24 protein-coding genes are annotated in these 26,567 nt (G+C 31.5%); 13 read left to right on the top strand and 11 right to left on the bottom strand.

From position 1 onward, the window contains the following. Positions 1-52: 52 nt before the first annotated feature. Positions 53-1,075 carry a glutamine synthetase beta-grasp domain-containing protein gene (locus ACTG3V_RS01195; protein WP_439130297.1) on the top strand — a complete coding sequence of 341 codons (1,023 nt, stop codon included), beginning with the start codon at positions 53-55 and terminating at the stop codon, positions 1,073-1,075. A gap of 83 nt (positions 1,076-1,158) precedes the next feature. On the opposite strand, the gene ACTG3V_RS01190 is transcribed toward ACTG3V_RS01195, so the two are convergent. Further along, positions 1,159-1,707 carry a DUF4136 domain-containing protein gene (locus ACTG3V_RS01190; protein WP_439130296.1) on the bottom strand — a complete coding sequence of 183 codons (549 nt, stop codon included), beginning with the start codon at positions 1,705-1,707 and terminating at the stop codon, positions 1,159-1,161. Positions 1,708-1,965: 258 nt separating this feature from the next. On the opposite strand from ACTG3V_RS01190, the gene ACTG3V_RS01185 reads away from it, so the two are divergent. Together ACTG3V_RS01185 and ACTG3V_RS01180 are read left to right on the top strand one after the other, a co-directional pair. Then, entirely contained in the window at positions 1,966-5,511 is a 3,546-nt protein-coding gene (locus ACTG3V_RS01185; RefSeq protein WP_439130295.1) for a methylmalonyl-CoA mutase family protein, read from the top strand. 32 nt (positions 5,512-5,543) lie between these two features. After that, positions 5,544-6,155, top strand: a complete 612-nt coding sequence (locus tag ACTG3V_RS01180; RefSeq protein WP_439130294.1) for a TonB-dependent receptor plug domain-containing protein — start codon at positions 5,544-5,546, stop codon at positions 6,153-6,155. 150 nt (positions 6,156-6,305) lie between these two features. Here the strand turns inward: ACTG3V_RS01180 and ACTG3V_RS01175 are convergent, their stop codons facing one another. Beyond that, positions 6,306-6,557, bottom strand: a complete 252-nt coding sequence (locus ACTG3V_RS01175; protein ID WP_439130293.1) for a hypothetical protein — start codon at positions 6,555-6,557, stop codon at positions 6,306-6,308. A 17-nt stretch (positions 6,558-6,574) separates the two neighbouring features. After that, positions 6,575-6,868 carry a hypothetical protein gene (locus tag ACTG3V_RS01170; RefSeq protein WP_439130292.1) on the bottom strand — a complete coding sequence of 98 codons (294 nt, stop codon included), beginning with the start codon at positions 6,866-6,868 and terminating at the stop codon, positions 6,575-6,577. 718 nt (positions 6,869-7,586) lie between these two features. On the opposite strand from ACTG3V_RS01170, the gene ACTG3V_RS01165 reads away from it, so the two are divergent. From ACTG3V_RS01165 to ACTG3V_RS01145, 5 genes are all read left to right on the top strand, one after another. Then, positions 7,587-8,030, top strand: a complete 444-nt coding sequence (locus ACTG3V_RS01165; protein WP_439130291.1) for an FKBP-type peptidyl-prolyl cis-trans isomerase — start codon at positions 7,587-7,589, stop codon at positions 8,028-8,030. Positions 8,031-8,082: 52 nt separating this feature from the next. Next, entirely contained in the window at positions 8,083-8,610 is a 528-nt protein-coding gene (locus ACTG3V_RS01160; RefSeq protein WP_439130290.1) for a hypothetical protein, read from the top strand. Positions 8,611-9,289: 679 nt separating this feature from the next. After that, positions 9,290-9,829, top strand: a complete 540-nt coding sequence (locus ACTG3V_RS01155; RefSeq protein ID WP_439130289.1) for a sigma-70 family RNA polymerase sigma factor — start codon at positions 9,290-9,292, stop codon at positions 9,827-9,829. A gap of 60 nt (positions 9,830-9,889) precedes the next feature. After that, a complete protein-coding gene (locus ACTG3V_RS01150; RefSeq protein ID WP_439130288.1) occupies positions 9,890-10,777 on the top strand; it encodes a dienelactone hydrolase family protein in 888 nt (295 codons plus the stop codon). Positions 10,778-10,979: 202 nt separating this feature from the next. Next, positions 10,980-11,456 carry an Hsp20/alpha crystallin family protein gene (locus ACTG3V_RS01145; protein ID WP_439130287.1) on the top strand — a complete coding sequence of 159 codons (477 nt, stop codon included), beginning with the start codon at positions 10,980-10,982 and terminating at the stop codon, positions 11,454-11,456. Positions 11,457-11,522: 66 nt separating this feature from the next. On the opposite strand, the gene ACTG3V_RS01140 is transcribed toward ACTG3V_RS01145, so the two are convergent. Further along, on the bottom strand, positions 11,523-14,054 hold the full coding sequence (locus ACTG3V_RS01140) for a M14 family zinc carboxypeptidase (protein WP_439130286.1): 2,532 nt from the start codon (positions 14,052-14,054) through the stop codon (positions 11,523-11,525). A gap of 120 nt (positions 14,055-14,174) precedes the next feature. Here ACTG3V_RS01140 and ACTG3V_RS01135 point away from each other — a divergent pair, with 120 nt between their 5' ends. Both ACTG3V_RS01135 and ACTG3V_RS01130 read left to right on the top strand, forming a co-directional pair. Next, on the top strand, positions 14,175-15,005 hold the full coding sequence (locus tag ACTG3V_RS01135; protein WP_439130285.1) for a class I SAM-dependent methyltransferase: 831 nt from the start codon (positions 14,175-14,177) through the stop codon (positions 15,003-15,005). A 74-nt stretch (positions 15,006-15,079) separates the two neighbouring features. Continuing rightward, positions 15,080-15,820, top strand: coding sequence for a hypothetical protein (locus tag ACTG3V_RS01130; RefSeq protein ID WP_439130284.1), 741 nt, complete (start codon positions 15,080-15,082; stop codon positions 15,818-15,820). A gap of 6 nt (positions 15,821-15,826) precedes the next feature. Here ACTG3V_RS01130 and ACTG3V_RS01125 read toward each other — a convergent pair whose 3' ends face one another. Beyond that, a complete protein-coding gene (locus ACTG3V_RS01125; protein WP_439130283.1) occupies positions 15,827-17,791 on the bottom strand; it encodes a YgiQ family radical SAM protein in 1,965 nt (654 codons plus the stop codon). A 137-nt stretch (positions 17,792-17,928) separates the two neighbouring features. Between ACTG3V_RS01125 and ACTG3V_RS01120 the strand changes: the two genes are divergently transcribed. Beyond that, a complete protein-coding gene (locus ACTG3V_RS01120; protein ID WP_439130282.1) occupies positions 17,929-19,788 on the top strand; it encodes a M61 family metallopeptidase in 1,860 nt (619 codons plus the stop codon). Between the two features lie 136 nt (positions 19,789-19,924). On the opposite strand, the gene folP is transcribed toward ACTG3V_RS01120, so the two are convergent. Next, entirely contained in the window at positions 19,925-20,746 is an 822-nt protein-coding gene (gene folP / locus ACTG3V_RS01115) for a dihydropteroate synthase (protein ID WP_439130281.1), read from the bottom strand. Next, entirely contained in the window at positions 20,746-21,327 is a 582-nt protein-coding gene (locus ACTG3V_RS01110) for a TIGR00730 family Rossman fold protein (protein WP_439130280.1), read from the bottom strand. Before ACTG3V_RS01110 ends, folP begins: the two co-directional genes overlap by 1 nt. 83 nt (positions 21,328-21,410) lie before the next feature. Here ACTG3V_RS01110 and ACTG3V_RS01105 point away from each other — a divergent pair, with 83 nt between their 5' ends. Then, positions 21,411-21,944 (top strand): DUF1599 domain-containing protein, encoded by a 534-nt coding sequence (locus ACTG3V_RS01105; protein WP_439130279.1) that lies wholly within the window; start codon positions 21,411-21,413, stop codon positions 21,942-21,944. A gap of 42 nt (positions 21,945-21,986) precedes the next feature. On the opposite strand, the gene ACTG3V_RS01100 is transcribed toward ACTG3V_RS01105, so the two are convergent. Beyond that, a complete protein-coding gene (locus tag ACTG3V_RS01100) occupies positions 21,987-22,874 on the bottom strand; it encodes a sterol desaturase family protein (protein ID WP_439130278.1) in 888 nt (295 codons plus the stop codon). A gap of 149 nt (positions 22,875-23,023) precedes the next feature. Between ACTG3V_RS01100 and ACTG3V_RS01095 the strand changes: the two genes are divergently transcribed. Beyond that, positions 23,024-23,788 (top strand): LytR/AlgR family response regulator transcription factor, encoded by a 765-nt coding sequence (locus ACTG3V_RS01095; RefSeq protein WP_439130277.1) that lies wholly within the window; start codon positions 23,024-23,026, stop codon positions 23,786-23,788. Between the two features lie 259 nt (positions 23,789-24,047). On the opposite strand, the gene lepA is transcribed toward ACTG3V_RS01095, so the two are convergent. The 3 genes from lepA to ACTG3V_RS01080 all read right to left on the bottom strand — a co-directional run bounded on the left by lepA (position 24,048) and on the right by ACTG3V_RS01080 (position 26,549). Beyond that, on the bottom strand, positions 24,048-25,844 hold the full coding sequence (gene lepA / locus ACTG3V_RS01090) for a translation elongation factor 4 (RefSeq protein ID WP_439130276.1): 1,797 nt from the start codon (positions 25,842-25,844) through the stop codon (positions 24,048-24,050). A 110-nt stretch (positions 25,845-25,954) separates the two neighbouring features. Beyond that, on the bottom strand, positions 25,955-26,230 hold the full coding sequence (locus tag ACTG3V_RS01085) for an EF-hand domain-containing protein (RefSeq protein ID WP_439130275.1): 276 nt from the start codon (positions 26,228-26,230) through the stop codon (positions 25,955-25,957). Positions 26,231-26,273: 43 nt separating this feature from the next. Next, positions 26,274-26,549, bottom strand: coding sequence for an EF-hand domain-containing protein (locus tag ACTG3V_RS01080; protein ID WP_439130274.1), 276 nt, complete (start codon positions 26,547-26,549; stop codon positions 26,274-26,276). Positions 26,550-26,567 lie beyond the last annotated feature (18 nt).

Here is a 26,567-nt window from a genome sequence, read left to right as displayed (position 1 = left end):
ATTAAAATATTTGATTTTTGTAACACAAACATCACGTAAACAATTATTTATTATGGCAAAAATTAAATTAGAATATCTTTGGTTAGATGGATATTATCCTACGCAAAACCTTAGAAGTAAAACCAAAGTTGAAGAACATGAGAATTTCCAAGGAACAATTGAAGAATTAGACAATTGGTCTTTTGATGGATCTTCTACAAGACAAGCTGAAGGTGGATCTTCTGACTGTTTATTGAAACCTGTAGCTATTTACCCAGACCCTGATAGAAGAAATGGTTATTTAGTGATGACAGAAGTATTAAATGCTGATGGTACACCTCACGTTTCTAACGGAAGAGCTACTATTGATGATGAAGATGATGATTTCTGGTTTGGTTTTGAGCAAGAGTATTTTATAATGGATACAAAAACTCAATTACCTTTAGGTTTCCCTGTTGGTGGGTATCCTGCACCTCAAGGAATGTATTACTGTTCTGTTGGAGGTAGAAATACTCATGGTAGAGGTTTAGTAGAAGAGCATGCTGATTTATGTATTGATGCTGGTTTAAACTTTGAAGGTATTAACCAAGAGGTTGCTTCAGGTCAATGGGAATTCCAATTATTTGCTAAAGGAGCAAAAAAAGCTGGTGATGAAATTTGGGTGGCTAGATACTTATTACAAAGGTTAACTGAAAAATACGGATACTATATTGAATATCACCCTAAACCATTAGGAAAAGATATGGATTGGAATGGTTCTGGTATGCACGCAAACTTCTCTAATTCAACTTTAAGAACTTGTGGATCTAAAGAAACTTATGAGAAAATTTGTGAAGCATTTAGACCAGTTGTAAAAGAGCATATTGAAGTTTACGGAGAGTTTAATGACCAACGTTTAACTGGAGATCACGAAACTGCTGCAATAACAGATTTCTCTTATGGAGTTTCTGATAGAGGAGCATCAATTAGAATTCCGATTATTACTGTAGAGAAAGGTTGGAAAGGTTGGTTAGAAGATAGAAGACCAGCTTCTAATGGTGATCCATACAAGATTGCAGGTAGAATTATTAAAACTGTAAAATCTGCTGATGTATAGTTAGCAATTTTTTAAGATAATTAAAAACTCCGAAACGTTAAACGTTTCGGAGTTTTTTTATCTATGATTAAATTGATATTGATTTATTTGTCATCTTTTTCTGGAGGAAATTTAGAAACAATTTCTTTTACAAATAGTTGAATTCTTTCCTCTTTCTTTTCAACATTATCTATTTTTAAAGCTCCTGTTCCAATTCCTTGCCAAATTAATTCTTTTTTGTCTTTATCAATAAAATCAACAAACAATGTGCCCTCTGTATATTCATTTATATTAATATTGTTGTTATTGAGTCCACCCCACATCCAAGGATTCCAACCCCAACCCCAGCCCCAGCCAAAATTGTTATTCTGATTCACATTTACCTTTCTTCTCGATTTTGTAAAAAAGCTTACCAACATATCAGGATTATTAGATTTTGTAAACCCTTGTGCCACAAGTTCTGCTTCAAGAGCCCTTAAAACCCTCTTTTTATCTAGGGTAGAAATGGCTGCCTTGTCTATTCCTGTTTTATAAAAGGCAAACGTTTTGTATTGATTAAAATCTATAGCCGTATCATAATCTGTAACAACTTTTACGGTATTACAAGAGGCAAATACAATTATACTCCAAGTTAAAATGATTACTTTTTTCATAATATGTAGTTATTTTTTAATAAAGATGCTTAATATATAGCAATTTATTTATAATAATATCAATAAGTATGCCACATACAGTAATAAAACTCAAAATCTTAATTAGACTTTAAATGATTAAATATGCATTGAAATATAGTTAAATTTTTTATAAAAAACATAAATTACTAGAGATTCACTTTTTAAAACCTTTAAAGATTTATAGTTTTTTTTAAGATTTTCGTAAATTGCATGCATAAAATCAAACAAATATTACGAATGAAACAAACACCACCCTACAAACCCAAACATAAAGTACGTATCGTAACAGCAGCTTCTCTCTTTGATGGGCATGATGCCGCTATAAATATTATGCGAAGAATTATACAATCTACTGGTGTTGAAGTGATTCACCTAGGGCATGATAGAAGTGTTGATGAAGTAGTTAATTGTGCCATTCAAGAAGATGTAAATGCAATTGCTATGACCTCTTATCAAGGTGGGCATAATGAATATTTTAAATATATGTATGATTTGTTACAAGAAAAAGGAGCAAGTCATATTAAAATATTTGGTGGTGGTGGTGGTGTAATTCTTCCTGAAGAAATTACAGCATTAATGAATTATGGAATTACGCGTATTTACTCTCCAGATGATGGACGTGAATTGGGTTTGCAAGGAATGATTAATGATTTGGTACAACAAAGCGAACAAGCCCATCCTACCCTTCCAAAAGGGAAGGAACTCAAATCTGACTCAAGTAATTTTGGAAAAGTTTGTAATGAAGATGGTGATTGGTTGTTAGAATTAGGAAATGAAAAGGTTTTAGAAAATCTTAAAAATAAAGACGTAAATACAATCGCAAGATTGATATCTCTTGCAGAGAACAATCACAAAGATTTCGAACAGATTTTCAACAAAGATTGGAGTTGTTCCACTTTAGGCAAGTTAGATGGGGCTTGTCCTGTTCTCGGAATTACTGGAACTGGTGGTGCAGGTAAATCGTCTTTAGTTGATGAACTTGTAAGACGATTTTTAATTGATTTTCCAGAAAAAACTATTGGTATCGTTTCTGTTGATCCGTCTAAAAGAAAAACTGGTGGCGCTTTATTGGGCGATCGAATTAGGATGAACGCTATAAATAACGAGCGTGTTTACATGCGCTCTTTGGCTACAAGACAATCTAACTTGGCATTATCGAAAAATGTAAATGAAGCAGTACAAGTTTTAAAAGCAGCTGAATTCGATTTAATTATTTTAGAAACCTCTGGAATTGGACAATCAGACACAGAAATTATTGAACACTCTGATGCTTCCTTATATGTAATGACACCAGAATTTGGTGCTGCAACGCAATTAGAAAAAATTGACATGCTAGATTTTGCTGATTTGGTTGCCATCAATAAATTTGATAAAAGAGGTGCCTTAGATGCCATACGTGATGTTAAAAAGCAATACATGCGCAATAACAATTTATGGGATGTTCATATGGATGACATGCCCGTTTTTGGAACCATTGCTTCTCAATTTAATGATCCAGGAATGAATTCGTTGTATAAAGCAATTATGGATAAATTGGTTGAAAAAACTGGAGCAGATTTAGTTTCTAAAATGGAAATATCTTCTGCAATGTCCGAAAAGATCTATGTGATTCCGCCAAAAAGAGTACGTTATTTATCTGAAATTGCGGAAAACAATCGTAGTTATGATGATAAAGTTGATGCACAAGTTGTTGTTGCACAAAAATTATATGGAATTTATCAAACGATATTATCGTTAACTGATGTCATTTCGACTGAAATGGAGAAATCTCTTTTAACAAAAACTGGACTTAATGAAGACGAGATCCTGAAACGAGTTCAGGATGACGAAAATCAATTTTTACAGTTGCTTTTCGCGCAATTCGAAAAAGTAAAACTCAACTTAGATCCTTACAATTGGGAAATCATTTTAAACTGGCAAGAGAAGGTTCAGCAATATAAAAACCCTATTTATACGTTTAAAGTGCGTGATAAAGAGATTAAAATTGAAACACACAGCAAGTCGCTTTCTCACTCAAAAATACCAAAAGTGAGTTTGCCAAAGTACAAAGCTTGGGGAGATTTATTGCGTTGGAATTTACAAGAAAACGTTCCAGGTGAATTTCCTTATACTTCAGGATTGTATCCTTTTAAAAGAACAGGAGAAGACCCAACAAGAATGTTTGCAGGCGAAGGTGGCCCAGAAAGAACCAACAGACGTTTTCATTACGTAAGTTTGGGTATGGATGCCAAACGTTTATCCACTGCTTTTGATTCTGTTACTTTATATGGAAATGACCCAGAACATAGACCTGATATTTATGGTAAAATTGGTAATGCAGGGGTTTCTATTTGTTGTTTAGATGATGCCAAAAAATTGTATTCTGGTTTCGATTTAAGTCATCATATGACTTCTGTTTCTATGACAATTAATGGTCCTGCACCCATGCTGTTAGGCTTTTTTATGAATGCTGCTATTGATCAGAATTGTGAGAAATATATCAAAGAAAATAATCTTGAAGCTGATGTTGAAGCAAAATTCAAGGAAATTTATGACGATAAAGGTTTAGAAAGACCAAAATATCAAGGAAATTTACCAGAAGGAAACAATGGTTTAGGTCTGATGCTTTTGGGTTTAACTGGTGATTTGGTTTTACCTGCTGATGTTTATCATCAAATAAAAAAAGATACTTTAGCACAAGTTAGAGGTACTGTACAGGCAGATATTTTAAAAGAAGACCAAGCACAAAATACCTGTATTTTTTCCACAGAATTTGCCTTGCGTTTAATGGGTGATGTGCAAGAATATTTCATTGAAAAGCAGGTTCGTAATTTCTATTCGGTTTCTATTTCTGGTTATCATATTGCAGAAGCTGGTGCTAACCCAATTACTCAATTAGCACTAACATTATCAAACGGATTTACCTACGTAGAGTATTATTTAAGCCGTGGAATGGACATCAATAAATTTGGACCAAACTTATCGTTTTTCTTTTCAAACGGAATAGATCCAGAGTATGCAGTGATAGGTAGAGTAGCTCGTAAGATTTGGGCAAAAGCGATGAAGTATAAATACGGTGCAAACCCAAGAGCACAAATGTTAAAGTATCATATACAAACTTCAGGGCGTTCTTTGCACGCACAAGAAATTGATTTTAATGATATAAGAACTACACTACAGGCCTTATATGCAATTTACGACAATTGTAATTCGTTACACACCAATGCGTATGATGAAGCGATTACAACACCTACTGAAGAATCTGTACGTAGAGCCATGGCCATTCAGTTAATCATTAATAAAGAGTTAGGTTTAACTAAAAATGAAAACCCGATTCAAGGTGCATTTATTATTGAAGAATTAACAGATTTAGTAGAAGAAGCTGTATTAAAAGAATTCGACAGAATTACAGAAAGAGGTGGCGTTTTAGGCGCTATGGAAACCATGTACCAACGTTCTAAAATACAAGAAGAGAGTTTGTATTACGAGACTTTAAAACACAATGGAAAATTTCCAATTATTGGTGTAAATACTTTTTTAAGCTCTAAAGGATCACCAACTGTGCAACCTGCAGAAGTCATTCGTGCCACAGAAGCCGAAAAGCAACAGCAAATTAAAACTAAAGAATTGTTGAACAAAGCGAATCCTAAACGAGTGTCCAATCAAATTACAATTTTACAAGAAGCTGCCATACAAAATGAAAATTTATTTGATAAATTGATGGAAGCTACCAAAGTGTGTACTTTAGGACAAATTACAGAAGCATTGTTTAAAGTTGGTGGTCAGTATCGTAGAAATATGTAACTTTACTTTTATTATAAATTCAATCTATAAACATGGGAAAAAAAATTATCATTTTAATTGGTTTTTTGTTTTTAAACATCAGCATCAATGCGCAATCTAATAAAATTGTTATTAAGGTTAAAGATGAAAAAAACAGATCTGTTGCTGGTGCAACAATTTTACTAGATAATAAAAAACAAAACGCTGTCACAAATTTAAATGGAGTTTTTAAAACTACCTTAAAATTTACCCCAAAAACCATCAGCGCTTTTCATCCAGCAATAGGTATTGTTAAAGTTAAATACGAGGGTGAAAAAAAGTTAGTTATAATGATTCGTAAAGGAAAAAATATAGCTTTAAACAATGACTCCTCAAATCAAATATCTGGAGAAACCATTCAAATCAACTCGATATATGACTATGTTAGAGGAAGAGTTTCTGGAGTTAATGTAACTTCTGACAATGTAATAACCATTAGGGGTTACAATAGCTTACAAGGTAATATGACTCCTCTTTTTATTCTAAATGGTACTCAAATAACGCAAGACGTTTTTGGTAGAATAATACCTCAAGAAATAAAAAGAATAACTGTTTTAAAAGGAAACGATACCGCAATTTATGGCATTAGAGGTGCTAACGGTGTTATTGTTGTTGAAACGAAATAAAATGATGTTTGATTTAAGACTGCGCTAATTTCGGTTTTTTTTCTTTTAGCCTTTTATACTAGTGTTTCATAAAAAATAAAAGTAAACAAACAAAGCCCTCAATAATGTTGAGGGCTTTGTTTATTTAGCAAATTGAGTGTTATTTTGGTCTTAACTTTTAACTAATTTACCTAAAGATTCTAACAATTGAGGTTCGCCCTCAAGCGCAATTTTTGCAACCGCATAAAAATTACTCATCCATTTTTCTAATTGTTTAAAAGCATTGTTTTTTGTTTTTGTTGCGTTTTGGGCATTTCCTTTAGTTTGTATATATGCTGCTCGCAAATCTTCTAATGTTTGTATTGCTTCGAGTTGTGCTGTTACATGCGCTGCTGTAATGAGTAAGCTAGCTAATTTTGCCAATACTTCTGGTTGTGTATTTAGGTATTGTAAAACGAATTAATGGTTTCTAACCATTTTACATAGGTTCTTGGTAAACTACCTTTTAAGCCTAATTCTTTAAAAACAACAGGGTCTGATTTAAAAATAATTTTTGCCTTTTTACGATCTGTACTATAGGTAGCATCTATATTTTTACGTTGGTCTTCAAAAGCTTGGTAGGCTTTAATTTTTGTATCTTCTATTTCTTGATTTTGGTTGTACAAGTTTCTAGCATTATTTAGTAGTGCTTTACCCTCATCTACCTTAGCAGTATTGTAACCCAAAGCCTCCATAAGTGGCTTAATTATAGGTTGGTTTCTACATTGGTTAATGCGATTCTTGTAATTTCTAAAATTTCGATTTGTGAACGTGTGTTTTTAAGTGCCATAGCAATTTATTTAAGTTAATGTTTATAATTCTTTTTCTAGGTAAGCTTACAATTGCATTTAATTAGCTTATAAATGAATTGCGTGTGGTTTCTTACCCTATAAATTTATTTACATTTTACCAAAATTAAAACACATTGTTAATAAGATAGGTTACATTGTTAATAAAACCATTTACATTTTTGTTGAGTAGTATTACATTTTAATAAAGTTGTTTTACAATTACTTAAAACACTAATACAATTTATAATATTAACCCTACAATTAGTACAAACTTTATTGCAATAACATTAAACCATATTGCAATACTATAGTTTTATAACAATATTAATTATTTTTTAGAGCACTGTAGTTTACAAAGTAAAGTTGTTATATTCGTTGGTGAAAAATAGATATAATTACAAAAAATAAATATGAAGAAATATTTTGACGATTTTGACAAAAAATATAACCACATAGAATTTATTAATTCTATTTCTTTTGTAAAATATGGCTTTATCTTCACTATACATAAATACTAAACATAAATAAACACTTTGCCATTGCTCAAAATTTTTGTTTAAAAATGAACATATCAAATTTAAAAGAAGTTTTAGTTCATCTATATTTGCAAAAAACATAATCAATGAAAAAAATACTCTTATTTTTTATTTTAGCGATGTCAATTTCATGTTCCAATGATGAAATTACAGACTACACAGCACAAAACGAAGCAGATATTCAGGCGTATATCAAAGAGAGTCCGTTAAACTTTAAAAAAACAACTTCTGGTTTGTATTATGCCATAGGTGCTACTGGCAGTGGAGTTTCACCAACCTTTAACTCTGATGTTACTGTTGGGTACAAAGGTTATTTTTTAAATGAAAGTATTTTTGACCAATCTACAGAGGCTACTTTTAATGTGGGTGGTGTTGTACCTGGTTTTGGTGAAGCTGTACAAATGTTAAAACCTGGTGGAAAAGGTACGTTTATTTTGCCTTCTAATTTAGGGTATGGCACAAGAGGCCAGGGAAGCATAAAACCTGGTGACGTTATTGTTTTTGATATCAACTTAATTCGAATTAACTAAACTTTTTTAATACCAAAATCGGTATTATCTTAAGTCTTAAAAATTAATTAAAATGAAAATTTTAGGAATAGGCTCTAGAATACAACATGCAACTTTTGGTTTGGGTGTAGTTACAAATGTTACCAGCAAACACTATTGGGTAACTTTTATTGAAAACGGATTAGAAACTATAGCTATAGATAGCGAATTTGAAATTATTGAGGCTGTTGAAGATGAAGTAGATACCATTAGTTTTTATGAGGTTGAAAAATCGTTAAAGCATCTTTTACAAAAATGGTCTGATGTTACTGAAATTGCCCCTATTGCAGATCGATGGAAAAAAGGAACGTTAATTTTAAGACCAGCAGACAGTAATTTGGCAGATAAGGAAATTCCTATTGATACGTTTTTTCATAAAATAGTGATGGTAAGAGATCGTATTCGAGTGATGGAACAAAAAATAAATGCTAGTAAAACTTTAGACGATCAAGATAAAATTGATTTACAGCAATACATAACTAGAATTTATGGTAGCTTAACTACATTTAATGTGCTGTTTAAATTAAAGTCGGATAATTTTGTAGGTTCTCGATCTAAATAGTTTTGTCACTTTTGATGAAAATAAATCTGTACATCTGTACTATTGAGATTTCTCCACAAGGTTGAAATGACAAAGCCTTATGTCATTCCGATTGGAGCAATATCGGAATAGAGGAATCTCGTACTGAATCATGAGATTTCTCCACAAGGTTGAAATGACAAAGCCTTATGTCATTCCGATTGGAGCAACAGCGGAACAGAGGAATCTCGTACTGAATCATGAGATTTCTCCACAAGGTCGAAATGACAAAGCCGTATGTCATTCCGATTGAAGCGACAGCGGAATAGAGGAATCTTGTACTGAATCATGAGATTTCTCCACAAGGTCGAAATGACAAAGCCTTATGTTATTCCGATTGAAGCGACAGCGGAACAGAGGAATCTCGTACTGAATCATGAGATTTCTCCACAAGGTTGAAATGACAACAAAAAAAAGTTTTCACATAATATTGCATCTTTTTTAAAGTTTTATGGTCTATTATACGAACATTAAAACCAATATTATGAAATATAAAAACGAATGTACTTGTAATTGCCAAGGTTGTAAAACTGGAGATTGTAAAAATTGTACTTGCACAAACTGTACTTGTACTGATTGTAACTGTTAGTGCTTTTCTTGTTTCAGTCTCTTATCAAAAGAAACTGAAGCAAGTACAATTTAATTTTTTACAAAAAAAATTATGACTACAAAACAAGTTTGGACATCTTATTCAGAAGATTTAAAACGATTTATCATCAGCAAGGTAAAAAATAATGCTATTGCTGATGATATTTTACAGGATACTTTTATTAAAATCCACACCAAACTTCACACCCTTAAAGACACTAAAAAACTAAAACCTTGGTGTTTTACCATCGCTAGGAATTCTATTTTAAACTATTGGAAAAACACAAAACAAAACTTTGAAATTGCAAATTTTGAGGAAAAAACTTCTTGGGTTGAAGATTACCATACAGAACAAGATTGTTTACAAGGAATCTTAAAAAAGTTACCCAAAAAATATAGCACTCCTTTGTTTTTATCTGATATTAAAGGCTTAAAACAGCAAGAAATTGCAAATCAACTCAACCAGAGTTTATCAACAACAAAATCGCAGATTCAAAGAGCACGAAAATTAATTGCCAAAGGTTTTATGGATTGTTGTGGTTTTAAAATGAATGAAGATGGCTTTTTAGTTGGTGAGATAAAAGCTAAAGAAGATTGCAAAGTTTGTAACTAACTGAATTTATTCTTCTTGTGTTTTTTTAGTTATCTTAGTTGAAAATCTAATTTCAACCAAATGGCACAGCTCAAAAAAGAAGACATCAGTCAAGAAGTATTTGATTTATACGATGATTATGCTCACAACAAAATTACAAGAAAACAATTTTTAGAAAAACTATCTATGTATGCTGTTGGTGCCATAACCTTACCAGCGTTATTGAGTTTTATTTCACCTAATTATATCGATTCTATAATTGTTGCTGAAGATGATCCTAGGTTGGTTTCTAAAATGATTACCTACGACTCACCTAAAGGTGGAAAAAAAATTGATGGTTTGCTATCAATTCCTAAAGATACTCATGGAAAAATACCTGGAATTATAGTTGTACATGAAAACAGAGGATTGAATCCTTATATAAAAGATACTGCTAGATTTGCTGCTTTAGAAGGGTTTATTACTTTAGCACCAGATGCATTAACTCCTTTAGGAGGTTACCCAGGCAATGATGATGAAGGCAGAACAATGCAACGAAAAAGAGACCGTTTAGAAATGCTAGAAGATTTTATTGCGGCTTATCACTACGTAAAAAATCATAAAAATTGTACAGGTAAAGTTGGTGTTGTTGGTTTTTGTTTTGGTGGTTGGATTGCGAATATGATGGCTGTTCAAGTTCCTGATTTAGGGGCTGCTGTTCCTTATTATGGAAGGCAACCAAATGATGAAATGGCTGCTGAAATTAAAGCGCCTTTATTATTACAATATGGCGAATTAGACAAACGTGTAAATGCAGGTTGGCCTGCTTTTGAAAAAGTACTAAAAGCAAATAATATTGAACACACAGCACACTTTTATCCGAATGCAAATCATGGTTTTCATAATAACACTACTCCACGATTTGATAAAGATTCTGCTGAATTGTCTTGGAAAAGAACCATTGCTTTTTTTAAAAAACATTTAGCGTAAATTAACCCAGCAGACAGAAAATTATGACAAATTGACATATAAAGTAAAAAAAATGTTAAGTTAAACATCAATTTTTCAATTCGTTTTCTATTTTTTTTAGAAATCAGTTAAAATCAGCATTTTGGTATTTTATTTGCCTATTATTCTGTGAAGTTTTCAACTTCGTTATTTGAAATAATGTTTAATTTAAAATTTTATAATTATGAGCAATTTAAAAACTGTTCCTATGAATGGAAGTTTGTCAAACAAAAATTCAAATACAAATTTTCCAACTTGGAATAACTGGTTAGATGATGTTTTTAACAAAGAATTACCTTCTGTATTTACCTCAAATTTTAATGGTGGTGTTAGTATACCAAAGGTAAACATTAAAGAGACTGCAGATTCATATTTTGTAGATATGGCTGTGCCAGGTTTAAAAAAATCAGATTTTCAAATTGATTTAGACAACCAAGTTTTATCTATCTCTAATAAAGATGCAGAAGAAACTGAAGATAAAGATATTCAGTTTACTCGTCGTGAGTTTCATTATTCATCGTTTAAAAGAACATTTACCTTACCAGAAACTATAGATGAAGATAAAATAAAAGCAGTGTATAACAATGGTATTTTAAGTATTCAATTGCCAAAAAAAGAAGAGGCAAAACAAAAACCAGCTAGAACAATTCAAATTTCTTAGCGCAATCTTTCAACAAACTAATACTTATATGAGGCTGGTTTTATCAGCCTCATTTTTTTATTTCATTTATCTAGGCACTCTAATCTCACTTCCTAAAAACATCGCATTAAAAAATAACTTATTAGTTCCATACCAAGCACCTCTAAAATTAGGATTATCTGCGAATAACACAACCCTTCCAGAACCTATAGCACTTACTAATAATGAGGCAGAAGGCTTTATAAAGTGTTCTAAATTACGTTTAGAAACAAATCCGTCTATATGAGGATTCTCAGTATATTTTGCTACTGTTGCAAAGGCACTTTTACTTGGCGCTAAAAACACCAAATTGTTTTTATAAACTGGAACTTTTGATGAACGATATCCAAAACCTAAAGGATGCGTAACATCTAAATCTACTTCAAAAATAACCCCACCAATTCGCTCTCTTCCAGCATGTTCTGATGCTTCTACATAAGGTAATCTTTTTACGGTTGATGTATCTTTTGTCTTCTTTTTTTTGGTGAAACGTTCTTTCACTATTTTTTTGTCAATGGCCCATTTAGATGCTCCAGCAATCGTAATTAAAGTATTTCCTTTAGAAACCCAATTTTTAAGATTTCCTATTTGTATCGAATCTAACGTACTGTAATTTCCAGATACCATTACCAAGGTATTGTATTTATCTAAATTGGCTCTCCTAAAGTTTTGCATTCTAATTTTAGTAATGGGCATATGAACTCTTGTATCTAACAAATGCCACACCTCTCCTGCTTCATAAGAACTTGTTCCTTCTCCTATTAACAAAGCTGCTTTAGGCTGTTGTAAAACTCTAAAATTGTTACTTCCTAAATCAATTCCTTTTACGCTAAATCCACTATTTGTTCCATAAACAGGAATATTAAATTTTTCTTGAGCTAATTTTATAATTTTATAAACGGCATCACTTTTAAGTTTTTGCTTACTAACAGGAATCAATAAACTCCCATAATTAAAACTTTGTTCGCCTTGAGAAGTATTTATCGAAAAAGGTTTGAATGCTGAGGCAACTTTTAATCCTTTTGATTGCAGATAGTATAAAGCTGCTGGTGTATTGTAATCATCCCAATTAACAATATAAGCATACTCGGCTTTTGCAATTGGGGTGGTATTGATTAATTTTTCTGTGGATGTAATTTCAGTTCCTAATTTCACAGATTTTACACCTTTGTATTTGATATTGTAAAAATTAGCAACACTCCAAGCAGAGGCATCATAAAAAACACTATCTCTGTATTTATTGTAGGTTTCAAACATAGTTTGCACCATTCTATGTTGTGGCTGTTTTAACGGAACTGTATATTTATCTCCATTTTTATAGACCTTAATTTTATGCGTTAACAATTGGTCTATAAATGCTTTTTCTCTGTTTTTATCATATTTCTCTTCAAATTCATAACCAGCAAAACCCGATTTTGCTTTTTTTGTTACTGCTGTTTTGAAAAATTTTTGTTGATATTCTCGTAAAAATGCTTTATTCTCAACTGCTGCTTTTATAGTTGCAAACGTAGATATATATTGATTTCTAATGGTAAAGGGAAAGGTTATTTTTCCATAATCTGTATCTTGAACATGACCTCTAGAACTTGCTTGCTCAAACAACAACGCCAAACCACCTTGCAAATCGGGATAAGAAGATCCATAACCAGGATAGGTACCATCAAAAGATTCTTTGGTGTAATACAAAGAACCTACATCATCTAGAGCCTTTGAAAAATACTTTGCAAATAAATTATTTAAGTCTTCATAATTTTCTTTTGGCATAATTGGATCCCAAGAACCAATTGGTTTCATTGGCTCAAAAAAATGATGACTATTTGTACCCATTTCATGAAAGTCGGTTACCACATTTGGATACCAAGAATGCATCCATTTTAGTTTTCCTTTACTTTCAGGATGCACTCCTAACAACCAATCTCTATTCAAATCAAACCAATAATGATTGGTTCTTCCTCTTGGCCAAGCTTCTGTGTGTTCTGCATCAATATTATCAGAAACTAAATTTTTAGCTTGATATTGATTCGCCCATTGTGTGTGTCTATCTCTTCCATCTGGATTAATGGTTGGATCAATAAAAATAACGGCATTATCCAAATAATTTAAAACTTCAGGACTATTAGAAGCCACCAATGTATAGGCAGTTAATAACGCTGCTTCAGCACTTGATGGTTCATTTCCATGTACATTATAACCCAAATTTATAATTACTGGAACCTCATCATAATTTTTTACATTTTGATTGGTATCTACAAAAGCCAGATGTTGTTTTTTTATAGATGCTAAATTCTGTAAGTTTTTGGGTGATGATACAGCAAACATCACCAATTTTCTTTTTTCATGAGTCATACCATAAATTCCAATAGATGCTCTTTCTGAAACTTCAGCCAATTTTGTAAGATAAGCCACAATTAAATCATGCCTTGTATGATGATCCCCAATTCCATAACCTAAAAATTCTTTAGGAGTAGGAATTTTTTCATCAAAAGGTGCCTTATCTTTAAAATAATAGTTTTGCGCTGTTAAAGTTTGTACAAAAAGAAAAGTGATGAAGAAGGTGAAAAAAGAGCTGCTGATTTTCATAATATAAAGAGTTGGTTTCTTGGCTAAAAATAAGCATAAAATTACCAAAACATCACTTTCTACTTCTCATTTTTTACCAATTTTAAAATTATTAAACTACATTTGATTAGAATTTAATTGATGAAAAAAACACCATTAATCAGTAAAAAGTTAGAGAATTTTTACAATAACGCTTCCGAAGAAACTCGTCTTGAAAAAGGCATGGGTATTTTTGAGTTTGAACGTATTAAAGCGTTGATTTCGCAACATATTTCTAAACCAAACTCAACCATTATCGATGTTGGTGGTGGAACAGGAAAATATAGTGAGTGGTTGGCGAAACAAAATCACAAAGTACACTTAATAGAACCTGTTACCAAACATATAAAACTAGCCGAAAAAAGAGCAAAAAAACTACAACATCAATTTTCGGTTACCAAAGGAATTGCTCAAAAATTACCTTACAAAAATAATACTGCAGATTTGGTAATTTTACACGGCCCTTTGTATCATTTGCAAAAAAAAGAAGATAGAGCTGTAGCCATTTTAGAAGCAAAAAGAGTTTTAAAAGAAGGAGGAATTATTTTAGGTTTTGCCATAAATGCAACTGCATCTACTGTGGTGGGTTTAATGAATGGAATGATTCACGCCAATTCTTTTTTTGAGATGTGCAAGGAAGAATTAACCTCGGGAATACATAATGCTCCTAAAGGTTTTCCATTTTTATTGGCAGATGCATTTTATCATAAACCACAAGATTTAAAAGCTGAATTTCTAGAACAAGAATTAGAATTTATCAATCTTTTTGCAGTTGAAGGCATGATTTGGCTAGACAATGAATATTTTGCAAATATGTTAGATAAAAAGAAGTCTAAAACTTTAAAAGCACTACAAAATCTTACTCAAAATGATGAGTACTTGCTGCCTTTTAGTCCACATATGATGATTGCCGTTAAAAAAACAACGAGTTAAATTCCTACAATTTGTTTATTATCTTTTAAAAAATTAACTTCGTTGAACAAAAAACTTACCTTGAATTGGGCTTAATGACACAACAATACGAAAATACGCTAAGACAATTAATTATTGATATTCTTGGTGATGCAGATACGAGTGATTATGCTATTTCTTCTGAGATAACAGACCAATGGTTTGCCAAAAGAAAAGTGGAGCAGAATAAAAACGATGGTTTTTTATTTGAAAAAAGAATTATTTATTATGCTGATTTTGAAGATTTAGGTGTTATTATTGATAAAAACTGGAATCAATTTTTACCAATTTTAAAAGACAAAAAACGTTTTCAAGTTTTTTTTAATGAAGTTGCTCAATTTAAAAAAACCATAAATAGTGGCTATGAGCTTATACAAAGTCAAGAGAATTTATTAGCTGGCATTGTGATGGATATCAAAAATGCGATTACCATTTACAACAATCAGAAAAATTTGGTAGATGACTATTTTATCAGTATTCAAAAAATTTCGGATAACTTAGGAAGTGCTTGGTTAACATCGAATACAGAACATCAAAAGAAACCCATTTTAAAAGTTGGTGATGCATATGAATTATTGGTTGAAGCCAATGATCCAAAAGACCGTAAAATTACATATCAAGTAGCTCATTTTACAGGAAAATTAAGAATACAACAAGATTCAAATCGTTTTAATTTTAAAATTGATAAAAACCTAATTGGGCAAAACACCATGTTGATTATCAAAGCATTTACCCAAGAAGCTGATTATAAAAATGAGAGTATTCGTAAAATTTATGTAACGGTTTTGCCTGCTTAAAAACTACTACCTCCTCTTCTTTTTAGGAGCTCTACTCACTTTCTTTTTCCTGCGATTAAACGGAATCGCATCATCAAAAGTATGTTGTGCAGTTTTATGCGCAGTTTTATTCTTTTTCCAAGAATTATTTTCTGGCAACAAAACTTTTAATAAATCTTGCCTACCCACTTTATTTAGAGTATTTCGAATCCAATCTTTGTTTTCTTTTTTGTACCAAAAGAAAAATTTATGTTGGTCTTCTTTTTCCTTTTTAGTTTTTGGAGTACGTGTTGGTTTTAAGGTATAAGGGTGGTAACCTGAGTAATAAATTACAGTTGCAACCGTCATTGGAGTTGGTGTAAAACCTTGCACTTGCTCTAACTGAAAGCCCATATTTTTGGTTTCTGCAGCCAAGTTAGCCATATCTTCTACTTCAGAAGCTGGGTGACTCGAAATAAAATACGGAATCAATTGTAAGTTCAATTTCTTCTTGATGTTTATGCGATCAAAACGTTCTTTAAACTTATGAAAATACGTAAATGAAGGTTTACGCATCAACTTTAAAACAGGGTCAGACGTATGTTCTGGAGCAACTTTTAAACGCCCAGAAACGTGTTTGGTCATTACCTCTTCTGTATAATCATCCAACTCTTTTGGGTCTGCATTTTTATTGAATTCTGGCACTAACATATCATGTCGAATTCCACTACCAATAAAAGATTTTTTAATCTTTGGATGCTTATCAACAGCCTGGTACAATTCTGTTAATGGTTTGTGAGACGTATCTAAATTAGAACAAATTACTGGTGATATACAAGAAGGTGCCACACATTTGTCGCAAATTTCTTGAACCTTGCCTTTCATTTGATACATGTTTGCAGACGGTCCTCCAATATCAGACAAATAACCTTTAAAATCTGGCATATTTGCCACTTTATCAACTTCCTTTAAAACCGATTCTTGACTTCTGCTGGCTATAAATTTACCTTGATGCGCAGAAATGGTACAAAAACTACATCCACCAAAACATCCTCTGTGAATGTTTATAGAGAATTTAATCATTTTAAAGGCAGGTATAGGTCCTCGTTTATCGTATTTTGGATGTGGTAAACGTGTGTAAGGTAAATCAAAAGAACCATCGATTTCTGCCTCAGTCATGGTTGGAAAAGGCGGATTTATTACCAAAGTTCTTCCTTTAACTTCTTGTAAAATTCGTCTTGCTTTTAGCTTATTAGACTCTTGCTCAATCACTTTAAAATTAGACGCAAAGGTTTTTTTATCCTTTAAACAAGCTTCGTGAGAATTGATAGTAACATCTTCCCAATCGTTAACCACAGGTATTTTTTCTTCTTTCTGATTGATTAAAACTGCAGTTTGTTTGATATTTTTTAAACTCGAAAAAGGCACCCCTTTTTGTAACAATGTTACAATTTCTCTCAAAGGTTGTTCTCCCATTCCATAAACCAACATATCTGCTTTAGAAGTTTCTAAAATGGTTGGCATCAATTTATCAGACCAATAATCATAATGCGTTACACGTCTTAACGAAGCTTCAATACCGCCAATTAAAACAGGAACATCTGGAAATTTTTCCTTTAATATTTTAGAATATACAGACGTTGCATAATCTGGTCGAAAACCTTTATCACCATTGGGTGTATAGGCATCTTTATCTCGTCTTCGTTTGCTTGCAGTATAATTAGAAACCATAGGATCCATGCACCCTCCTGTACAACCAAAAAACAAACGCGGTTTGCCTAATTTTTCAAAATCTTGTAAATTATCATTTACATTAGGTTGTGGTACGATAGCCACTCGTAAACCATAACTTTCTAAAATTCGACCAATGACTGCTGGTCCAAAAGATGGATGGTCTACATAGGCATCTCCACTAAATAAAATAACATCTAACTCATCCCAACCACGTATTTTAACTTCTCTGTTTGTGGTTGGTAACCAATCTGTTAATTGATGTTTTTTCGTTTCTTGCATAGTTTGCAAAAATAATAGTTTTAAAATTGATAGCAAGATGCTTTTATTGATAAAATCTATCGCTGCCAAAGTTTTGTTAAATACCTACTACAATTCATAAAATCTGATATTTTTGCACAAATCTATTAATTTTATTTATGAAAAAAATACTATTCTTTGCAATTACGATTGCATTTTTGGGCAGTTGTGCCACTTCTAACATTAGTAATAAAGACAAAACAATTCAGGTTGCTATAGACTTGAATACTGTTGTTGATGACAAAGTAAAGGTTGAAGTCAATCCTGCAAAAATAACATCTGAAACTATTGTTTATCAAATCCCTGCAATTGTACCCGGAACTTACGCCATGAGTAATTATGGGAAATTTGCAAGTGATGTAAAGGCTTTTGATAAAAATGGTAATGAATTAACCGTTTCTCAATTAGACCCAAATTCTTGGCAAATTGATGATGCCAAAAAAATGGATAAAATTACCTATTGGGTAGATGACACGTTTGATTCTGAAAAAAAACACGGCATTTATGTAATGGCTGGAACCAATATTGAAGAAGGCAAAAACTTCTTTTTAAATCTGCCAGGTTTTGTAGGTTATTTTAAGGGGATGAAAGAAACACCTTACAATTTAACCATTTCGCATCCTGCAGATTTGTATGAAACCTCATCATTAATTAACACAAATACTACCAAAGAAAATAATACAAAAGATGTGTTTTATGCTTCTAGATATGATGAAATTTCTGATAACCCAATTATGTATGCGCCTCTAAACACAATAACGTTTACTGTAAATGGTGTAGAAGTTTCTTTAGCCGTTTATTCGCCTAACAATGTGCATGCTGCAAAAGATTTAGAAGATGCTTTAAAGAAAATGGTTGAAGCACAAACTAATTTTTTAGAAGGTTTTAAAACTACCAATGAATACAATATTTTGGTGTATTTGTTTGATCCAAAAGTATATAACTGGCAAAGTTTTGGGGCTTTAGAGCATTTATCTTCAACAACTGTTGTTTTTCCAGAAACCTACTCTAAAGAGCAATTATCAAACGGAATGATTAATGGTACAGTATCTCACGAATTTTTTCATATTGTAACGCCTTTGTCTGTGCACTCTGAAGAAATTCATTCTTTCGATTTTAATACACCAAACATGTCTAAACATTTATGGATGTATGAAGGAATCACGGAATATTTTGCCAACTTGTTTCAAGTAAATCAAGGTTTAATATCTGAACAAGAATTTATTGATGAAATGAAAGGTAAAATTGCGAGTTCTATGCGTTATAATGATACCATGTCTTTTACAAAAATGAGTAAAAACATTTTGGAAGATGAGTATGCAAAAAACTACGGAAATGTGTATCAAAAAGGAGCTTTAATTGGGATGTCTTTAGATATTATTCTACGTGAAGAAAGCAAAGGAACTTATGGTGTACGTAACTTAATGAAAGATTTATCGAACAAATATGGGCAAACAAAACCTTTTAAAGATGATGAAATTTTAGATGTGATTGTAGAAATGACCTATCCTGCTGTTGGTACTTTTTTTGACAATCACTTAACAGGAAATGTTGCCATAGATTATGAGGCACTTTTGGCCAAAGTTGGTGTTGTAAAAAAAGCTAAAACTATAGATGCTGGTTACTTTTTAGACAGTAACAGACAAATCTTTTTATCTGCAAATCAAAAACAAGAAATCTTTTTTACCAATAGAAAAAATACAGCCTTAGCAGCTTTAGGTGTACAACCTGGAGATGTGTTAAAATCTGTAAATGGTACTGATGTTAACTTGCAAAACATTAGAACTTTTATAGGACAATCTTTTCAATGGAAAGAAGGCGATAAAATTACTTTTGAAGTGATAAGAAATGGCGAAACATTAAAGCTTGAAGGCGATTTTGTAAAAGGAACTACCGAGGTTGAAAATTTGGTAATTGAAGACTTACCAGCAACAGATTCGAAGAAAAAATTAAGAGATGCTTGGTTAAAAGCATTGTAATTTTTTATAAAATTGATAAAAAAGGCTCTCAGTTTTGAGAGCCTTTTTTTATTTTTTAAATCTGTCATTTTGAGTGAAACGAAGTGAAATCGAAAAATCTTATTTATAGATTTCTCCAAAAGGTAAAAATCAAAAATTAAATTACCTGATCCACAATTTTAACAGCTTCAACTGCTTCTTGTACGTCGTGCACACGCAAAATATTTGCCCCATTTAATAAAGCAATTGTATTGGCTGATGTAGTTGCATTTAGGGCTTCTTGCGCAGAAATATCTAAGGTTTTGTACAACATCGATTTTCTTGAAACTCCTACTAAAATTGGTGCATCCAAACTTTTAAAGAGTGATAAATCTTTTAAAATTTGATAATTATGTTCAATTGTTTTTCCAAAACCAAACCCCATATCAATAATAATATCATTCAATTTTAGTTGATGTAACTCAAAAATTTGTTTAGCGAAAAAAGAAATAATATCTTGAACTACATCATCATACACCGGGTTTTTTTGCATATTCTGAGGGGTTCCTAACATGTGCATCAAAATATAAGGAACTTGTAATTTGGCAACAGTTGTAAACATTTTAGCATCCATATTTCCACCAGAAATATCATTGATTATTGCAGCTCCAGCATTTACGGTTTCCTTAGCAACTTTACTTCTAAAGGTATCCACAGAAATTAGAATATCTGGAAACTTTTGCATCAATAAATCAATTACAGGAACTATTCTTTTAAGTTCTACTTCTTCAGAAATATGCGCAGCTCCTGGTCTTGATGAATACGCACCAACATCAATAAAAGTTGCCCCTTCTAAAAGCATTTTTTCTACTTGCTTTAAAATTGCAGCTTCATCTTTGTATTTTCCTCCATCATAAAAGGAATCTGGAGTAATATTTAAAATTCCCATCACTTTTGGTGATGACAAATCAATTAAGGTGCCTTTACAATTAACCGTCATTAGTGTACTACTTTATTGATTACTTGAGTTATTTTAGGTGGTAAATATTGATTCATTTTCTCCATTAAATCATCTACAGAATCGCCAACAATAAGTAATTTTTTGTTAATTTCATTTACATAACCTTCTTCAACCATTTTATCAATTTGAGTTAAAATAGCATCAAAAAAACCATTGATATTTAATAAGCCAACTGGTTTTTGTTCTATGAATAATTGATTTAAAGTTAAGGCTTCAAAGAGTTCATCCATGGTACCAAAACCACCTGGTAAGGTTATGTAACCATCAATTAATTTACTCATAATTACTTTACGTTCGCTCATTTTTTTACATACAATCATTTCTTCAACATTAGCATGTACAACTTCTTCTTTTTCTAGTAGTTTGGGAATTACCCCAATTACTTCGCCTTTTTTTTCTAAAATGGTATCAGCAATAGCTCCCATCATTCCTATTTTTCCACCACCATAAACTAAACCAATATTTTGTTTTACCATTGCATTTCCCAAATCTATAGTAGCTTGTTTATACACAGGATTAAAGCCTAAACTTGAGCCACAAAAAACAGCAATTCTTTTCATGTTAAACGATTGATAATTTCATTGTAAAAATAAATGAAAAGGAGGTAAGATTTACTACTTTTGAAAAAATACTTTATACCACAATGCAAGATACGTCAAAACAATACGATGCTGTAATTAATGAATGTAGAAGTTTATTCGTTAAAAAAATGTCTGATTATGGAAGTGCTTGGCGCATTTTACGTTTGCCATCATTAACTGATCAAATTTTTATTAAAGCACAAAGAATTCGCCAATTGCAAGAAAATGAAGTGCGTAAAGTAGATGAAGGTGAAAAATCGGAATTTATTGGTATTATCAATTACGCAATTATGGCTTTAATTCAACTTGAAAAAGGCATTGCAGACCAACCAGATTTATCTACAGAAGACGCTACTTTGTTATATGATAAACATAGTAAAATTACGAAAGATTTAATGATGAACAAAAATCATGATTATGGTGAAGCTTGGAGAGATATGCGTGTATCTAGTTTAACAGATTTAATTTTACAAAAATTATTACGCGTAAAACAAATTGAAGATAATAAAGGAAAAACCTTAGTTTCTGAAGGTATTGATGCCAATTACCAAGATATGATTAATTATGCTGCTTTTGCAATGATTCATTTGGGGTAATTCTACAAAGTTTAAAAGTAACAAAGTTGCAAAAGCCCAAGTTTAACCTTTTTTACTCAAAGGATACATTTCTTGCTGAATAAATCCTTTAGGAAAATCTTCATCACCCTCAAAACCTAATTCAATATCTCTGCCAGAATGTGGTATATAATTGGTTTTAAAAATATAGTCCCAAACACTTAAAGTCAAACCAAAATTAACGCCATATTTTCGTCCTTCTGGCAATTCTTTAGAATGATGCCAAATATGCATTTTAGGATTGTTAAAAACATACTTAAGCCAACCATAATCCCAATTAATATTAGCATGATTTAAATGACCAATGGTAATATTAAAAAAATGTACAAAAGCTACATCTTGTGCAGAAAAACCGCCAATTATGGCTAAAGGAATATATCGTAACGAATTGTAAACCACAGGTTCCATCCAATGATAGCGCAAATGTGCAGCAAAACCCATTTGTTTTACAGAGTGATGTACTTTGTGAAAATTCCAGAGAAACTCAACTCGATGTAATAATCTGTGTGTCCACCATTGAACAAAATCAACCACAATAAAAAAGATGAATATTCTTGCAAAAAATGGTAATGTATTAATTTCTAACAATTGAAAATTTGTAATTGACAAACCTATTAACCCTAAAATATCATCGAATAAAACTGCTGCTGAATTAGACAACGCCATCAAAACGATTAAATTCAATAAAAAAAAGTTAAAGAACATGTAAAACGTATCTAACCAAAAATCTTTACGAAAAAGAGATTGATTTTTGCGCCATGGAAACAGGGCTTCTAACCCCCAAACTATTGCAGAAATGATGATTAATCCATAGAAATAATTTTCCCAATTAAGTTCCATCAAAATCGACTGTTTGATGTAGTTCCAGTAATTGGAATATGAATTTTTTATAATTTCTAAATACTTATCCATAATCTACAAATTTACGAAGAGTTTGGGGTTTTAAAAGACGAAATTGTCAGATTTCAGTTTTTTAGTTATCTTGTTGCTTTAGCTTAAATTTGTCTTAAGTTTTTTGAATTTTGTTATTGTAAGCACTTGTTGTATAAATAAATTATAAAATGAAAATATTAATTTTAGAAGATGAAATACCTGCATATCAAAAATTAACCAAGTGTTTAGATACTTTTTTTGATGTAAAAATATCGCAAGACTGGGCACGCTCTATAACCGATGGAAAGCAGCTATTGAATGAAAATTCTTATGATTTTATTTTATCAGACATTCAATTGTTAGATGGCTTATCTTTCGATTTATTTAACACCATGCAAATAGATGCTCCAATTATTTTTTGTTCTGCTCATGATGAATATTTGTTTCAGGCTTTTAATACAAACGGAATTGCATACATCTTAAAACCATACTCCCAAGATGATTTCAATAAAGCGATTTTAAAATATCAATCGTTATTTAAAAAAGGCGATTATAACCCTTTAGATAATGCCACAATTGATGTTTTAAAAACTGCCTTACAACAAGAACACAACACTTACAAAAAGCGATTTGTTATTAAAAAAGCTTCAGGAATTCAGTTATTAAACGCTTTAGATATTGCTTTGATTTCTGCATCTGGAGATTTCTGTTTAGCAAATGATGGGTCTGGAAAACGACATACTATTTCACAAAACTTAGGAAGCATTCATCAACAATTGAATCCTAAAAAGTTTTTTAAAATCAATAGAAGCGAAATTGTGAATATTGATTTTATCGAAAAAATTGAAAGTCATTTTAAAAACAGGCTTTTAATTAGCATTAAAAATCACAAAGAAAAAGTAATGACGAGTTCTTCTACAACATCGGATTTTAGAAAGTGGTTAGAGAGTTAAATGTTTATATAAACTTTGAAGGTCTTTAAAACATTTAAACTTTACACATTTTAATTTGTTAAAAATTTTTTCGGTTTGCAACCAATCTCAAACAAGTTTAGCCCAGATTGTAGCAATTGTTTGAGCTCTCCCGATTTTTCATCGGGAAGCGAGTGCGAAAAGCTGGAATTAGCTTCAAATAAAAAAAAACTCTTTGATTTCTCAAAAAGGTCTTGGTTTATTTAATTTATCTTGGTTCTAAAAATCAAAAAATCTAACGCTAATCATTCAACTTTAAAACCGCCATAAATGCTTCTTGTGGAATTTCTACATTACCAACTTGACGCATTCTTTTCTTACCTTTTTTCTGCTTTTCTAATAATTTACGTTTACGAGAAATATCACCTCCATAACATTTTGCAGTTACATCTTTACGCAAAGCTTTGGTAGTTTCTCTAGCTATAATTTTTGCACCAATTGCAGCTTGAATAGGAATATCAAATTGTTGACGAGGAATTAAAGTCTTTAATTTCTCAACAATTTTTTTACCAATGGAATAGGCGTTATCTGCATGTAAAAGTGCAGAAAGTGCATCTACAGGTTGCCCATTTAATAAGATATCTACCCTTACTAACTTCGATTCTTTCATACCAATTGGATGATAATCAAAAGAAGCATAACCTTTAGAAACTGTTTTTAATCGATCGTAAAAGTCGAATACAATTTCTGCCAAAGGCATTTCGAAAATTAACTCCACTCTTTGAGTTGTTAAATAGGTCTGATTTACAATTTGCCCTCTTTTTTCGATACACAAACTCATTACTTGCCCAACAAAATCTGACTTTGTAATGATAGATGCTTTGATAAAAGGCTCTTCTACCCTATCTAATTTTGATGGATCAGGTAAATCAGAAGGATTGTTTAACATGACAATTTCTTCTGGATTTTTCTTGGTGTAGGCATGATACGAAACGTTAGGTACAGTAGTAATTACGGTCATATTAAACTCACGCTCTAAACGCTCTTGAATAATTTCCATATGTAACATCCCTAAGAAACCGCATCGAAATCCGAATCCTAATGCAGCAGAACTTTCTGGTTGAAATACTAAAGAAGCATCGTTTAATTGCAATTTTTCCATAGAATAACGCAACTCTTCATAATCTTCGGTATCTACAGGATAAATACCTGCAAACACCATTGGTTTCACGTCTTCAAAACCATCAATTCTTTCTGTAGTTGGGTTAAGAGCATCTGTAATGGTATCACCAACTTTTACTTCTTTTGCAGTTTTAATCCCAGTAATTAAATAGCCAACATCACCTGTTTTTACAGCTTTTTTTACAACTTGAGTTAGTTTTAATGTACCTACTTCATCTGCAAAATAATTTTTACCAGTTGCCATGAATTTTATCTCTTGACCTTTTTTGATTTCCCCATTTAATACTCTAAAATAGGTTTCAATTCCTCTGTAAGAATTGTACACAGAATCAAAAATTAAGGCTTGTAATGGTGCTTCTGGGTCACCTTTTGGAGCAGGAATTCTATCAATAATAGCATTTAAAATATTATCTACACCAAAACCAGTTTTTCCACTTGCGTGAATTACCTCTTCTGGGTCACAGCCCAATAAATCTACAATATCGTCTGTAACTTCTTCTGGATTTGCTGATGGTAAATCTACTTTATTTAAAACCGGAATAATTTCTAAATCGTTCTCTAAAGCCAAGTATAAGTTAGAAATAGTTTGAGCTTGTATGCTTTGTGCAGCATCTACAATTAACAAAGCACCTTCACAGGCTGCAATTGAACGTGAAACTTCGTAAGAAAAATCTACGTGACCAGGAGTGTCAATTAAATTTAAGATAAAGGGTTCTCCATTATGTATGTAATCCATTTGAATTGCGTGGCTTTTTATGGTAATTCCACGTTCGCGCTCCAAATCCATATTATCTAATAACTGATTTTGTTTTTCACGTTCAGTTACAGAGCCTGTATAATCTAACAATCTATCTGCTAATGTACTTTTACCATGATCTATATGTGCGATAATGCAAAAGTTTCTAATGTTCTTCATACTTCGTTTTCTAACTACTTTCAACTGACAAAGATATGCTATTTACACACCTTGTCAAATAAAAAAAACACAATGAAAACATTGTGCTTTTATAAAAATTTTAGCTAAGTTTAATAATCTTTATTCAACTCTGCAATAGCCACTTTAAATTCTTGGTAGTTTATCGTTTCATCACCAGATTTATCATAACCTTTAATCATTTCTCCTGCAACTAAACCTCTTAAAAAGCTATTTACACCAACTTCTTTTAACAAATCTTTAATTTCATCTTTGTTTAAAGATCCGTCTTTGTCTTTATCAAAAGCTAAAAATGCTGCTTCTGGCGATTCAAATTTGGTTGTAATTAAAATGTGAATATCTTTTAAAATATTTTCTTTTGCTCCCATAAAAACTGTTTTTAAAATTTAAATATGCTTTAAAAATGAAAATTTATTTAATATTTGTCGTTTTAATTGCGGCTTGAAATTCGTGCCAACTTACCAAACCATCTTTATTTTCATCAAAGCTTTGCAGCATAAAATCTGCAACTACACCCCTAATTAAAATGTTGACTTTTGCTTCTTTTAAGATCTGTTTCAAATCATGTTTTGTTAAATTCCCATCTTTATCCGCATCAAAATAATCAAAAGCTTCTCTTGGACTAGAGAATTTACTTTTCATTAAACTCTCTATATTGATAATTATTTTTTCTTTTGTCCAAGGCATAATTCCTATTTAGCATCA

Origin of the sequence: Polaribacter sp. (assembly GCF_965660385.1) — a bacterium.
In the GTDB taxonomy this organism is placed as follows: domain Bacteria; phylum Bacteroidota; class Bacteroidia; order Flavobacteriales; family Flavobacteriaceae; genus Polaribacter.
The sequence above is the reverse complement of the archived record's forward strand: the minus strand, read 5'-3'. Positions and strand labels throughout refer to the sequence as shown.